Raw genomic sequence first — 13953 nt, 5'->3', positions numbered from 1 at the left:
CGGAGGCGGTCAAATACTGTCGAGGAAACGATGGGTCTCCTCGGTGAACTCGGAATATTCTGTGCCCAAGAGCATTTCATTGCGCATGGCGTGCAGGAGCGAGAGCACTCCCGGTCCCGCGTCCAGAAGCGTTCTGCGCCAGCCCAATTCGGCGCAGCGGACCACAGCCGGAGTGAGGATGACGATGGCTTCGCCGGTCCAGCCCGCGACCGCGAGGCATTCGGCCAGCAGTAGCGCCGTATCCAATTGCGCACGGGGACGGTGCTGTTCGGCGATCCGGCTGTAGAGCGAGCGAGCGCGCTTGACGGCCGAATCGTCGACGCCGAGCGGGGCGAATTCGGCGCTGCCGAAGTACGGGTCGTATCCTCGCGCGGGATCGAGGCCACCGTGTGCGGCGCTGCGTGCCAGCAGTCCCCGCACCGCGGCGATCTCCTCGGCCTCGGCGGTCAGCGCGGCGGTTCCGCTGACGTGCCGCATCGGCCGCAATCCCGGATCCCCCACCGGGATCGGCGCATCCAGGGCCAGGCCGAGCCGCAACTGTTCCGCGCGGATGTGCGCGGACAGCCGGGGCAGTCGGCGGTCGGCGCCGAACCGGGCCCCCTCGGCCAGACGTGCGACCGCGGTCTGCATATCGCCGCGGGCGGACTTCACCCGCGCGCCCACCACGAACGTGCTGATCATGAAGTCCGCCGGTCCCACCCGCGTGACCAATCGATGACTCTCGTCGAGCAGTTCATCCGCCGCGTCGAGGTCTCCGCCCCGGTACTTCACCTCACCCAGCAGTGCGGAGGCCGCGCGCACCGCATGTGAACGCGGCCCCGAGCGATCCCGCGCGACCTGCCACGCCCGCTCGCAACACCGCGCGGCCGTGGCGATATCGAGTTGCTCGTAAGCTGCCGCACCGAGATTCAACAATCCGAGCACCTCGCCCAGCGGTTCCTTGGATCGTGCGTGGTACGGGGCCGCCCATTCCTGCATCTCGCGTGCGCCGTCGAAGTCGAAATCGCACAGACGCACATACGACATCAGGTTCGCCGCGGTCGACACGGTCCAGGCGGGCAGGTCACCGGCGGCGGCCAAGGTTTCCGAAACCCGTTCCGCCACACCGTCGGTGTGGTCGCGGGCGACCATGTCGGCGGCGGCGAGCACATCCGCCTCGCACTGCTGACGCACGGCATCGGCGTCGCCGGGCGAGGTGCGGGCCAACATGCTGCTCACCCGGCCCAGGGCGGTGCGCGCGGCACTGGACTGCTCCAGATTGATATTGGCTCGCGCCAGCGCCAGCATCAGCTTCGACCGCGTCGCGACCTGCTGCACCGGGAGTTTGGAGACCGTACCGAGCAGGGTGGCCAGTTTCGAGGTGTCGATCAGATCCATCCCGCCGCCCTCGAGCAGATCCAGCGCCAACTTCAGATCGGTCGCGGCCAGGGCGTGATCCACCGACTTGCGCAGCAGCTGATGTTCGGCGTACCAGCGAGAAGCCTTGCGGTGCAGCACTTTCGACGCACCGGGCGATTCACGCTCGAGGCGGGTGCGCAGTTGTTCGGCGAACAGGGGCTGCAATCGGAACCAGCCGGGGTCGTGATCCAGGCGCCGCACGAACAGCTCACGGCGGCATGCCTCTTCGAGCAGTTGCTCGGCATCGGCATCATCGCTGACCGCGGCGGCCAGTGAGCCGCACACCCGCTCGGTCGCCGACAGGGACATCAGGAAGGTCAGCATGCGGGGTTCGAGGGTGTCCAGGACGTTCTCGGCCAGGTATTCGCCGATCGGCTCGTTGCGTTCGGACAGAGTTCCGATCAGCTGATCGGTGTCCACCTCGGACACCGCGGGCGCCGCCTCGCCCTTGTCCGCCGCCTGCGCCCGAGCCCGCAGCGACAGACTCACCAGCGCGATCGCCGCGGGCCAGCCGTCGGTGGCCTGGCCGATCCGCTCCAACTGCGCATCGGTCAGCTCGAAGCCGTTGCGCTCCACCAGGATCCGTCGTATCTCGGCCTGCGTGAGGCGCAGCTCGGCGGTACCGATCTCGACCAGTTCGTCACGCACCCGCAGGCGACTCAGCGGCAGACCGGACCGCTCACGCGTGGTGATCACGAACCGCAGATGATGACATCCGTTGTCCAGCAACGTATCCATCGCACGTTGCGCACCGGTGTCGGTGATCCGATGCCAATCCTCGATGACGACCACGACGGTCCGTCCTCCGGCGTGGATCTCATCGATCAGCGTCGAGATGGCGTACGGCACCGCTTCTTCGGACCGCTCCTCGAGCACGTGCTCCAGACCCGCTCCGATATCCGGGCACACCCGCCGGATCGCGCGCACGAGATGGGCGAGCAGCCACACCTCGTTGTCGTCGTCGCGATCGATACCGATCCACGCCACCGCATTTCCGTGCTCGGCCAGTTCCGCCTGCCACTGCGCGGCCAGGGTGCTCTTACCGAACCCGGCCGGGCCGTGGATGATCGCCAGCCGACGTCGACCACCCGCCCGCAGGATATCCAGCAGACGCGGCCGCGAGACCGGTTGGCGAGTGGGCTTCGGCGGCCGGAATTTCGTTGCGGCAGTCGGCGGTAACGCTCCGAGCGGGTTCGGCGACCCGTCCGAGCGGACGGTCAGCGCGGTACGCGGGCCACTCGACAGCACACCGGTGCCCGAGGGCGAATTCTCCAGCGCCCCCGGCTGGTTCGGTTCGGGGCCCGGCTCCAGCAGCGCCATCTCGTCGGGCGGCAGTCCGTGGTCGCGCTGTACCGCGCGCAGCAATTCGCCGAACTCCAGCGCCGAGGCCGGACGTTCGGCCGGATCCGTCGACATGGCCCGCTCGATCGCGGCGGCCACATCGGCGGGGATGTCCTGCTCGCGCAGATCCGGCACGGGTTGAGTGGTGATCCGCAGGAACTGCGCCACGACCCTCTCCCCGGACTGCCGCTCGTACGCCGCATGCCCGGTCAGCAGCGCGAACAATGTCGCACCCAGGCCGTAGACGTCCGAGCGCACCGTGGCCTCGCCGCCCTTGAGCACCTCGGGTGCGGTGAATGCGGGCGAGCCGGTGATCATGGCGGTGGAGGTCCGGAAACCGCCCGGAATCCGGGCGATGCCGAAATCGGTCAGCTGTGGTTCGCCGTAGCGACTCAGCAGCACATTCGCGGGTTTCACATCGCGATGCAGCACCTGCACCCGGTGCGCACTCTCGATCGCCCCGGCCAGCTTCACCCCGACGCGCAGGGCGTCCGCCCAGCTCAGCGGTCCGTTGTCGCGCACGAGCTGTTCGAGCGAACCGTGCGCGGTGTACGGCATCACCAGGCACGGCATCCCGCTGGCGGTGACGTCCACCTGCAGTACGTCGACGATATTGGGATGGCCGGACAACCGGCCCATGGCATGTTCCTCGCGCAGAAAGCGTTCGCGGCTCTCCGAATCGATCTCCGAGGACAGCACCTTCACCGCGACGGTGCGGCTCAACGCCTTCTGGACACAGCGATATACCACCCCGAAGCCCCCGCGGCCGATCTCCTCGGCGTCGAACAAGCCGATGGCTTGCAGCTCCTCAGGGATATCCACCGGCTGATACCGCTGTGTGTCCGACTCCGAGGAGGTGCCGCGGACCCTGTCCCCGCGTGCATTCATAGGACCGTCCTCGATGTCTCCGCTGAGTCCAACGTAGCTCGCCCGAGCGTCGCGTGTCCGCAATTCCACCCCGCGCGCGCCCCACCCAAACACACACCACGGCAACGGGCTTACCCGCATGCACCGACGGCCCGGTCCTCCGCATCAGCGGAGGTCCGGGCCGTGGCAGCGACTCCGGCGACTGTCACCGCCGGAACTCACCTGATCAGCGCAGCGAGGCGGGCACCTGGAAGCGGTCGCCGTACTTGGCGGCCAGCTCGTCGGCGCGGGCCACGAAGGCCTGCTGTCCACCCGGGTAGCCGACGATGAACTGGTGCACACCACCGGTCCAGGCCGGGAACCCGATACCGAAGATCGAACCGATGTTCGCGTCCGCGGTGGTGGTCAGCACACCCTCGTCGAAACACTTCTGGGTCTCGATGGCCTCGGCGAACAGCATCCGGTCGATCAGGTCCTGGAAAGGACCCTTGTCCTCGGTGCTGGTCTTGAAGTGCTCGCGCAGCCCGTTCCACAGACCCAGGCGCTTGCCGTCCTCGTCGTACTCGTAGAAGCCGGCCTTCTCCAGCCGGCCCGGCCGACCCTCGCCGACCATGTAGTCGATGACGTCCTGCGCCGGGTGCCGGGTGACGCCCAGGGTGGTGTCGCCGGCCTGGGCCGCTTCCAGGGTCTCCTTGGCGATCTTCTGCATGAGCTTCATGTTCAGCTCGTCCGACAGCTGCAGCGGCGCCGCCGGGTAACCGGCCTGCAGACCGGCCTGCTCGATGGTCTGCGGCTCGACGCCCTCGAGCAGCATCGCGATCGCCTCATTGACGAACGTGCCGATCACGCGCGAGGTGAAGAAGCCGCGGCTGTCGTTGACCACGATCGGGGTCTTGCGGATCGCGAGGGTGTAGTCGAACACCCGGGCCAGCGCCTCGTCCGAGGTCTTCTCGCCGCGGATGATCTCGACCAGCGGCATCTTGTCGACCGGGGAGAAGAAGTGGATGCCGATGAAGTCCTGCTCGCGCTTGACGCCCGAGGCCAGGCCGGTGATCGGCAGCGTCGAGGTGTTCGAGCCCAGCAGCGCGTCGGGCTCGACGATGTCCTCGATCTCCTGGAACACCTTGTGCTTGAGCTCGGTGTTCTCGAAGACGGCCTCGATCACGAAGTCGACGCCCGCCAGATCCTTGGCATCCGCGGTCGGCTGGATGCGATCCAGCAGCGCCTTGGACTTCTCCTCGGTGGTCTTGCCGCGCGAGAGAGCCTTGGCCTCGAGCTTCTCCGAGTAGCCCTTGCCGCGCTCGGCCGCCTCGATCGAGACGTCCTTCAGCACGACCTGGTAACCCGCCTTGGCGGAGACGTACGCGATGCCCGCGCCCATCATGCCCGCGCCGAGCACGCCGACCTTCTTGATCTCGCGCTTGGGCACGTCCTTCGGCCGCGAACCGCCGTTGTTGATCGACTGCAGGTCGAAGAAGAACGCCTGGATCATGTTCTTCGCGACCGGGCCGGTCAGCAGGTTGATGAAGTAGCGCGACTCGATCAGCGAGGCGTTGTCGAAGTCGACCTGCGCGCCCTCGATCGCGGCGGCCAGGATGTTCTTCGGGGCCGGCATGTTCGCGCCCTTGAGCTGCTTGCGCAGGTTGGCCGGGAAGGCCGGCAGGTTGGCGGCCAGCGCGGGGCTGGACGGGGTGCCGCCGGGGATCTTGTAACCCTTCACGTCCCAGGGCTGCACACCCTTGTCCGGGTTGGCCTTGATCCACGCCTTGGCGGCCGGAATCAGCTCCTCGACGGTGCCGACGACCTCGTCGACCAGGCCGATGCCCTTGGCCTTGTTCGCGTCGAACTCGTTGCCCTGCAACAGGATCTGCAGCAGAGCGGTCTGCAGGCCGAACTTGCGCACGGTGCGGGTGACACCACCGCCGGCGGGCAGCAGACCCAGCTTCACCTCGGGCAGGCCGAGCTTGAGGCCCTTGACGTCGGCCGCGATGCGGTGGTGGGTGGCCAGGGTGATCTCCAGGCCGCCGCCCAGGGCGGCGCCGTTGATCGCGGACACGACCGGCTTGCCGAGCTGCTCCAGCCGACGCAGCGCACCCTTGATGACGGTGAGCTCCTCCATGATGGCGGGCGCGTCGTCCGGGCCGGTCTGCATCATGTTCTTGAGGTCGCCACCGGCGAAGAAGGTCTTCTTCGCCGAGGTGATGACGACACCGGTGATGTCGTCCTTCTCCGCCTCGAGCCGGTCCACGGTGGCCGACATCGAGGTCTTGTAGAGCTCGTTCATCGTGTTGGCGCCCTGGTTCGGGTCGTCCATGGTCAGCACGACGATGCCGTCGGCGTCCTTCTCCCACGCAATCATGTTGTCGGTCATAGTTTTAGAGTTCTCCTGAAGGAAGTCTGAATTGAATGGCGGCGCTTGGCGAGGGCCTACGTGGTTACGGAAGCTGTCTCCTTCGGCCCGCCGGTGCGCGCCGCGGTCGGGTTAGACGCGCTCGATGATGGTGGCCACGCCCATGCCGCCGCCGATGCACAGGGTCACCAGGGCGTAGCGGGCGTTGCGGCGCTCCAGCTCGTCGACCATGGTGCCGGTGATCATCGCGCCGGTGGCGCCCAGCGGGTGACCCATGGCGATGGCGCCACCGTTGACATTCAGCTTCTCGTCCGGGATGTTCAGGTCCTTCTGGAACTTCAGCACGACCGACGCGAAGGCCTCGTTGAGCTCGTACAGGTCGATGTCCTCCACGCTCAGGCCCGCCTTGGCGAGAGCCTTGCGCGCGGCCGGGGTCGGACCGGTCAGCATGATGGTGGCATCGGCGCCCGAGGTGGCGGTGGCGACGATGCGGGCGCGCGGAGTCAGACCCGAGGCCTTACCGGCCTCCTCGGACCCGACCAGCACCACCGCGGCGCCGTCGACGATGCCCGAGCTGTTGCCGCCGTGGTGCACGTGATTGATCTTCTCCACGTAGTGGTACTTCTGCAGCGCCACCGCGTCGAAGCCGCCCATCTCACCGATCGTGGCGAAGGAGGGCTTGAGCTTGGCCAGGTCCTCGACGGTGGTGCCGGGACGCATGTGCTCGTCGCGGTCCAGCACGGTCAGGCCGTTGATGTCCTTGACCGGCACGACCGACTTGGCGAAGTAGCCGCCGGTCCAGGCCGCGGCCGCGCGCTCCTGGGACCGCACCGCGTAGGCGTCGACGTCCTCGCGGGAGAAGCCCTCGATGGTCGCGATCAGGTCGGCGCCGATGCCCTGCGGGGCGATGTAGTTGTCGTAGGCGGTGATCGGGTCGGCGAACAGCGCGCCGCCGTCCGAGCCCATCGGCACGCGGGACATCGACTCGACGCCACCGGCGATGACGATGTCGTCGAAGCCGGAGCGGACCTTCTGGGCGGCCAGGTTGACGGCCTCGAGGCCGGACGCGCAGAAGCGGTTGATCTGGATGCCGCCGACGGTGTCGGGCAGGCCGGCGGTGAGCACGGTGGTGCGGGCGATATCGGCGCCCTGGTCACCGATCGGCGAGACCACACCCAGGATGATGTCCGAGATCCGGTCCTCGTCGAGGTTCGGGAAGCGGTTGCGCAGCTCCTTCACCAGACCGGTCGTGAGATCGATCGGCTTGACCGAGTGCAGCGAGCCCTTCTTGTTGCGGCCACGCGGGGTGCGGATGGCCTCGAAAATGTAGGCCTCTGTGGTCATAACGGAGTTTTTCCTTCCTTACGGTGCCCCGATACCGCACAGTGCGGCATCGCTGCAGGTAACCTCGCCGACCGGCCCTGCGACCGACCGCTGGCAGTTGTCACGCGACGCTCCCGGGACCCTGCGTTCGCACGCAGGCCATGTCCCGGTTCCGTCGTATAACGCTGTACAAACGTCGGCACGCATCGGCCCCACTGACTCCCGGGCGGCCCGTACACCTGGGCATACCATAGAACCTCGGAGCGTCGATGCTGACGACCACCCGTTCATAGTACAGCCGGATGCGAACTCCGGTTAACTTAAGGCCGTCGGGAGGGTGTCTGTCAAGCCTCCAGCCGCGTCGCGCCCAACTCGGCGCTCAACAGCTCCAAGGCCACCTCATCGGGGTCGCGACGATCCTGCTGCGGGACCGGGTGCGCCGACTCGGCGAGCATCTCCCGCTCCTCCTCGGGTGTCGACGCAGGTGGGACACCGTCATAACCTACCGGCGAGTAGTCCCCGAGGCCCGGGTCGTCGGGGAGATCGGGCCCGTCCGGCAGCGGAATATCGTCATCGGGCGGCGCCGAAGCATCGCTCGCGGGCGTGGCGCGATTCACCGAACCACCGGACCGCTCGCCCGAACCCCCGCCCGTCGGTCGCTGCGCGCGCGATGCCGCACCGGTCTCGGACGTCGCGCCCCGGGCCTGGCTGGGCCGGGTGAATTTCGGCGGCTCGGCCGAACGCGCCGGACCACCTCGCCCGGAAGCGGGCTGCGGCCGGGCGGGCGGCTCCGGCCGCGCACCACCGGGCGAGGCCCCCGCAACCTCCCAGCGCACCTCGTAGCGCCGCCCGAGCACGGCATGGATCGCGGACTGCACCGCCTCGACATATTTCGGATTCGCCAACCGCTGCGCCAGCGGCGCGTGCTGATGAGCCAGCACGACCGTCTCCCCCTCGAGCCGCGCCACCGAGGCGCCCGAAAGCAGCGCGTGCACGGCCGCACCGAATTCCCGCACCTTGGCACGGATATCGAGCCAAGCCGCCTCGACCTCGCGCAGCGCGTCGCCACCGGACGCTCCCTCGGCAGCGCCGGGACACTCGTCCTGCGGCACAACGGCTTCGGCGACGTCGCGCGAACCGGCCGCTTCGTCGCCGCTCGGCGAGTACTCGGAATCCGCGGCGCCGGAAACGGTCTCGCCCGTCGATGCCCGGCCGGAAGCGCTGTAATCGCCGGCAGCCGCCGGGTCGGGAGCGGGCGGAACACCGGCGGGTCCGGATGCCGGAGCCGCAGAATCCCGCGACTGCTCCAGCGCAGAGGCACTGCCTGCCGACGCGTCCCGGTGCCGCGCAGCCGGTTCCCCGGCGGACGACGCATCCCGAGCCACCTCGGCCCCGGATGCCGACACAGTCGAGTCCGGGGACCTCGCACCCGCGCGGGAGTCGGCCGCCGGAGCACCTGCCTCCGGCGATGCCGAGTCGGTCGCGTACTCGCCCTCCGGCACACGGGACGGCTGCGCAGCCTGCGCGGCGGCGTCGGACCGGGCCGTCCGCGACGCGGCATCGGACGATTCGCCGGCTGTCGGCGGACGGGCGTCATCGGGTGCCGGCGAGCTCGGGCCGGGCGACGCGGTCGTCACCGAATCACGCTGCGGCGCATCGCCTTCGGTCTCCCGGATGCCCGGGGCGAAGGCGAACGCGGCCGGGTCGGACGACGACGGTTGGACCGAGTCATCTTGTTGCGCGGTAGTTCCCGCATCCATCGGCAGATCCGATGACGACCCGACGCCGGCCCGGGGTGCATCGGTCGCGGACGCGGTCGCCGAATCCCCGCTCGGAGATCGCCGAGAACCCGGATCAGCGCGCTGCGGTTCGGTTGCCGCTCGCGCGGACTCCTCGGCCGAGGCGATCGCACGTTCCGCCTGATCGCCGCCGGCAGACGGCTGCGCGGCCGTGTCGGCGACCGACTGACGCTGTTCGGGGGCGGACCGCGCGGGCGTCCCCACGCTGGAAGAGGTGGGCCCCACCTGCGGGTCGCCGGGCCGCGCCGCGGCCGGACGATCGGCAGGCGACGTCTCACCGACCCTCGACGCACCGGCAGGCGCGGGCTCCGCGGACGAATGCACCGCAGGATCCGAATTCTGCTGGGAGCGAGGCGATTCCGGTCCGGGCGACTGGGCGCGCTGGGCCGGATGCGGACGTTGCTCGGCGGTCGGCGGGACTGCCGCCGTGCCGGCTGAGTCCGCCTGAGGCCCGGATTGCGTTCCACCCGAGCGGTTTTCGCGGATCGCGGCCAGCGCCTCGGCACCGCGGCGGCGGGGCGGGCCGGACTGCGGGCGCTCCGCGGGCGCCTGGCGGGGCTGCTCGGCTTCGCCGGATGGCGCGGGGGCGCGGGTCGGTGCGGCCGCATTCGCCGCGGGGGCCACCGCGCCGCTCGCCACCTGACGTTCGAGGCGCTCGAGTCGTTGCAGTGTGGCGGATTCGGAATCCGAGGCGATCGGCAGGAGCATGCGGGCACAGATGACCTCGAGCAGCAGGCGGGGGGCGGTCGCGCCGCGCATCTCGCCGAGGCCCTCGTGCAGCAGTTCGGCGTAGCGGGTCAGGGCCGCGGGGCCCAGCCGCTGGGCCTGATCCCGCATCCGCTCCAGGACGTCGCCCGGCCCGGTGACCAGATTGCGGTCGGCGGCATCGGGAACCGCGCGCAACAGGATCAGATCGCGCATCCGCTCCAGCAGATCACCGGCGAACCGGCGCGGATCGTGTCCGGCCTCGACCACGCGATCCACCGTGCCGAACAGGGCCGCACCGTCGTCCACGGCCAGCGCCTCGATCGCATCGTCGATCAGCGCGATATCGGTGACGCCCAGCAACGCCAGCGCCCGCGGATAGGTCACGCCCTCCGGCCCCGCCCCCGCCAACAGCTGGTCCAGCACGCTCAAGCTGTCGCGCGGGGAACCGCCGCCGGCCCGGATGACCAGCGGATAGACCGCCTCCTCGACCGCCACGCCCTCCTGCTCGCAGATCGTGCCGAGCAGCCCGCGCATGGTCGCGGGCGGGAGCAGCCGGAACGGGTAGTGATGGGTGCGCGAGCGGATGGTCGGCAACACCTTGTCCGGTTCGGTGGTGGCGAAGACGAAGATCAGATGGGCGGGCGGCTCCTCCACGATCTTGAGCAGGGCGTTGAACCCAGCCGTGGTGACCATGTGCGCCTCGTCCACGATGAACACCCGGTACCGCGACTCGGCGGGCGCGTAGAAGGCCCGGTCGCGCAGCTCGCGAGTGTCGTCCACACCGCCATGACTTGCGGCGTCGAGTTCGATGACGTCCAAATTCCCCGGACCGCCCGGCCCGAGCGCCACACAGGACGCACATACCCCGCACGGGCGGGAGGTCGGCCCCTCGACGCAGTTGAGCGAGCGCGCGAGGATACGCGCGGAGGACGTCTTACCGCATCCGCGCGGACCCGAGAACAGATAGGCATGACTGATCCGCCCGGTGTCCAGCGCGGTACTGAGGGGCTCGGTGACGTGCTCCTGCCCCACCACCTCTGCGAATGTTGCCGGTCGGTACTTCCGGTACAGAGCCACGGCCCGAGGGTACTGGGTTTTTGGCCTCCGCTTCGCTCCGGCGGGTTTTCGACGCTGTAAGGCGCCGAAAACCTTGGGGTTGGCGTTGTTGAACCCTTCGCTTCGCGGGCGACTACCAGCGGGACAGAGACGATTCGCCGCTGGGCGCGTAACGAGATGGTCGGTTCGAGTGGGGAGCGGGACGGAGACGGTTCGCCGCTGGGCCGCGAGGGGAGGGGCCGGGCGGAGAGGGACGGGGAGGCTTCGCCCTGGGCGGCCGATACCACGTGGCCGGGTGGGCGGAAAGGGGACCGAAGGCGCTGCGCTGCCGGGCACGCACGCGGCGGAGCGGTCGAGGTTGGTGCGTAGCGTAAATGCGCAGCATTCCTGCGGCTTGTTCGTGGGGCCGGGAGCGGAAGCGTGTGATGGACGACGCCGCGAAGAAATTCGAAATGCAATCAATTGCTGCCGTATCGCTGGACTCGAATCGGTTCGGGCGCGTGGTAACAGACTGAACATCTGTTTTAGTCGGGCAACACATACATAACGATCACATAAAGCAATTGGCATTCGAGGCAATCGGCTGGCTAACGTGGACCACGGCAACTTCGGTAGCCAAACCTTCATCAGGTTGGTGGTCCCGGCCGGTCCCTCATCCCGGCCGGGGCACAACCTGACAATCCACAGCACGCATCGGGAGTCCTCCCATCTCCGCGTCGCGCTCCCGCCAATGTCCCGGAGGAAATATCCACCGTGCAGTCGTGCGACTCCACCGCCGCCGCGTGGCTCTCACATACCGAATTCGCTGGTAACAGCACGGCCACCGGCCTGCTGAGCAGGGCGATCAGCCCTTCCGACTTCGCCCTCAACCGCGATTCGCTACCGGTCTCGGCCGCTGCCGACCCGAATTCCGCGGCGGCGATCCTGGAACTCCTCGACCGTGGCCAGGTGCCGACGCCCGCGGCGGTTCGCACCCTCATCGTGCAGAACCAGATGCGCGCGGAGGCCGAGCGCATCGAACGTCTGGGCCGGCGCGCGCAGCGCAATGTCGAGGAATTCGGCCGAGTTCTGGCAACCCTGACCCAGCACTACTGGGACGACCACGGCCACGGCCCGACCCGCCGCGACATCCTGCAGACCGAACAGGTCATGAACCTCATCGCCCGACATGTCGGCGATATCGCGCCGACGGCCGTGAAACACCTCTGGCTGATCGAGCGGGTGCAGCGCGCCGGGTGGATCGCATTCGACGCGACGCCCCGGTCGCTGTGCGCGGCACGGCGTTTCCATTCGGCGAAATTCGGCAATCGAGTCTCGCTGCGGCCGGTGAATACCATCGGCACGATCGTGGCCACCTATCTCGAGGACTACCGGGCGGAACACGATCGGCCGCCGCGCTGGTCGGTACTCGCGCACGAGCTGCGCGACGACCGCGGCCGCCGAGTGTTCAACGACACCGCCGACGCGCGAGCTCAGCAGCAGTGGCTGCGCACCGCCGGATGGCTGGCCCTGGAGGATGATCTGCCGGTGCCGGGACCCCGGGGACGCCGCGCGCTCGCCCGCCGCGCCCGGCGCGGATAACTTCCATCTGGACGCGCCCGGACACCCGACACGCCCGGACACCCGCGTTCGGTAACTTCCATGCAGCGCTTTTCGCGCGTGGAAGGAGTCCCCATGCCCTCGACCCTCGACCCGGCTACCACCGCCTGGTTACTGGCCAGCACCGCACTCGTTCTGCTCATGACACCGGGCCTGGCCGTGTTCTACGGCGGTATGGTGCGCTCGACCGGCGTGCTGAACATGCTGATGATGAGCTTCATCGCGATCCCCCTCGTGACGGTGACATGGCTGCTGTTCGGCTACACCCTGGCGTTCGGCCCCGACGCGGGCGGCGGTGTGATCGGCACACTCGCGCATACCGCGATGTCCGGCATCGGCCCGGCTACCGTGCGCGGCGGCGTACCGGAACTGCTGTACGCCACCTTCGAGCTGACCTTCGCCATCCTCACCGCGGCATTGGTCAGCGGCGCGATCGCGGACCGCGCGAAGTTCTCCGCATGGATGGTGTTCGTCCCGCTCTGGACGCTGCTGGTGTTCGCACCGGTCGCCCACTGGGTGTGGGGTCCGCACGGCTGGCTCGCCTCGTTCGGCACGCTCGACTTCGCGGGCGGCCTGGTGGTCGAGATCGCTTCCGGCGCGTCGGCGTTGGCCCTGGCTCTGGTACTCGGACCGCGAATCGGCTTCAAGGTCGACGCGATGCGCCCGCACAATCTGCCGTTCGTCCTGCTGGGCGCGGGGCTGCTGTGGTTCGGCTGGTTCGGATTCAATGCCGGATCGGCGTTTCGGGTGGACGGACTCGCTGCGGCAGCCTTTCTCAACACCCTGGTCGCGGGCTGCCTGGGCATGCTCGGATGGCTTGTGGTGGAACGGATTCGCGACGGCCGGCCCACAACCTTCGGCGCGGCCTCGGGCGCGGTGGCCGGTCTGGTCGCGATCACCCCGTCCTGCGGTTCGGTGAACACCCTCGGCGGCGTGATCGTGGGATTGGTTGCGGGCGTTGTCTGTTCGTTCGCGGTCGGCTGGAAATTCCGTGCCGGATACGACGATTCGCTCGACGTGGTCGGCGTGCACTTCGCGGGCGGCATCGTCGGCACGCTGCTGATCGGCCTGCTCGCCAGCCGGGTGATGACCGGCGGTCCGCGCGGGCTGTTCTACGGCGGCGGCCTGACCCAGCTGGGTAAGCAGACGGTCGGGGTGGTCGTGGTCGCGGCGTGGGCCTTCGTCGTCTCGTACATCCTGGGCAAGATCATCGATCGGGTCATGGGCTTCCGGATCAGCAAGGAGGACGAGGTCGGCGGCATCGACTTCGCCCTGCACGCGGAGACCGCCTATGCCGAAGGAGTGCACGGTCATGCGCCGCGCGGGCTCTTCGGCCAGCACGGCCAGCACGGACTCTTCGGTCAGCAGGGTCAGCAGGGTCAGCCCGGCCAACGCGGTGACGGGGATCACTGACCCCTTGCGCGCCGGTGAGGTAACAGCGTTAGGCTAACGCTGTTACCTCACTGCGGACTGGGGGCTCCCATGTTGACCCGAATCGCCCGATTCTCGACC

5 protein-coding genes and 1 pseudogene are annotated in these 13953 nt (G+C 68.7%); 2 read left to right on the top strand and 4 right to left on the bottom strand.

Features of this window, described 5'->3' with window-relative positions:
* Positions 1-9: 9 nt before the first annotated feature.
* The 4 genes and pseudogenes from NV1_RS03975 to NV1_RS03960 all read right to left on the bottom strand — a co-directional run.
* The gene (locus tag NV1_RS03975; protein WP_067885527.1) at positions 10-3627 is read right to left on the bottom strand and encodes a serine/threonine-protein kinase; all 3618 of its coding nucleotides are present in this window, start codon (positions 3625-3627) and stop codon (positions 10-12) included.
* Between the two features lie 205 nt (positions 3628-3832).
* Complete coding sequence (locus NV1_RS03970; protein WP_067885525.1) at positions 3833-5977, bottom strand: 3-hydroxyacyl-CoA dehydrogenase NAD-binding domain-containing protein; 2145 nt, start codon at positions 5975-5977, stop codon at positions 3833-3835.
* Positions 5978-6088: 111 nt separating this feature from the next.
* Positions 6089-7300 (bottom strand): acetyl-CoA C-acetyltransferase, encoded by a 1212-nt coding sequence (locus NV1_RS03965; protein WP_067885523.1) that lies wholly within the window; start codon positions 7298-7300, stop codon positions 6089-6091.
* A gap of 1964 nt (positions 7301-9264) precedes the next feature.
* Positions 9265-10863: pseudogene (locus NV1_RS03960) on the bottom strand (DNA polymerase III subunit gamma and tau); the annotation flags it as partial.
* 732 nt (positions 10864-11595) lie between these two features.
* Between NV1_RS03960 and NV1_RS03955 the strand changes: the two are divergent.
* Together NV1_RS03955 and NV1_RS03950 are read left to right on the top strand one after the other, a co-directional pair.
* Positions 11596-12423: a hypothetical protein gene (locus NV1_RS03955; protein WP_067885521.1), complete on the top strand. Its 828-nt coding sequence runs from the start codon at positions 11596-11598 to the stop codon at positions 12421-12423.
* A 93-nt stretch (positions 12424-12516) separates the two neighbouring features.
* On the top strand, positions 12517-13854 hold the full coding sequence (locus NV1_RS03950) for an ammonium transporter (protein ID WP_084525045.1): 1338 nt from the start codon (positions 12517-12519) through the stop codon (positions 13852-13854).
* Positions 13855-13953 lie beyond the last annotated feature (99 nt).

Source organism: Nocardia vaccinii NBRC 15922, from assembly GCF_001613305.1.
Classification (GTDB): domain Bacteria; phylum Actinomycetota; class Actinomycetes; order Mycobacteriales; family Mycobacteriaceae; genus Nocardia; species Nocardia vaccinii.
This window is presented reverse-complemented; position numbering and strand designations above follow the sequence as displayed.